The organism is Nocardia sp. 852002-20019_SCH5090214, assembly GCF_001665865.1.
Lineage (GTDB): Bacteria > Actinomycetota > Actinomycetes > Mycobacteriales > Mycobacteriaceae > Nocardia > Nocardia nova.
Genome location: NZ_LZMK01000297.1, coordinates 1 through 666 on the forward strand (window position 1 = coordinate 1; position 666 = coordinate 666).

2 protein-coding genes are annotated in these 666 nt (G+C 69.4%); both read left to right on the plus strand.

Annotated elements, in window-relative coordinates:
• The coding region (locus A5780_RS42090; protein WP_231983064.1) for a hypothetical protein at positions 1-223 on the plus strand (223 nt) is incomplete at its 5' end.
• The coding region (locus tag A5780_RS23465) for a hypothetical protein (protein WP_197521841.1) at positions 186-666 on the plus strand (481 nt) is incomplete at its 3' end. The genes A5780_RS42090 and A5780_RS23465, both read left to right, overlap by 38 nt.

A 666-nucleotide genomic window follows, 5' to 3' on the forward strand; every position in this document is an offset into this window, starting at 1 on the left:
AAATGAGCGGTGGGCCATCAAAAGTGAGCGCATCGCGATGATCCGCGACGATCAACCCGCCCAGCGTCGCGCGGCCGCCGCCGGCCGCGCCGCACCGCCCCAAGCCGCAGTCTCCGCCGAGACGATGCGGGCCTGCGCCGCGCGTATCGACCAGTCCATGAGCTCCGGCCGCGACGCTGGGCGGGTTGATCGTCGCGGATCATCGCGATGCGCTCACTTTTGATGGCCCACCGCTCATCACGGTCGGCGGCGGCCTGGCCGGCGATCCCGGCCTGGCGAGCGGACGCGTCGACGACGGCGCGGATGCGGTCACGATGGGCGGTGTCGACACCGGCGTTGGCGAGGGCGTGAGCGAACTTCACACGAAGATCGGCGTAGCGGCGGCGTTCGTGGTCGACGCCAGTGCCGATGGCGCCGTCGGCGACGGTGTGGAGCGTGTCGCGCAGGTGCGCCTTGTGGAACGAGGCGAGCCCGCCTTCGCGGCTGTGGCGGTCGAATTCGGTGGCGGCGAGGATCTCATCGACCTTGTCGCGCATCCCGTTCGCGATCTCGGCGGCGGCGGCGCTGATGCGCTGTTGATCGACGACGCGTTTGCTGCGTTCGTCGGTGAACAGCAGTTCCGGGATGTCTTTTCGGCTTTGGAAGCGTCCGGCGTCGACGTCGTCG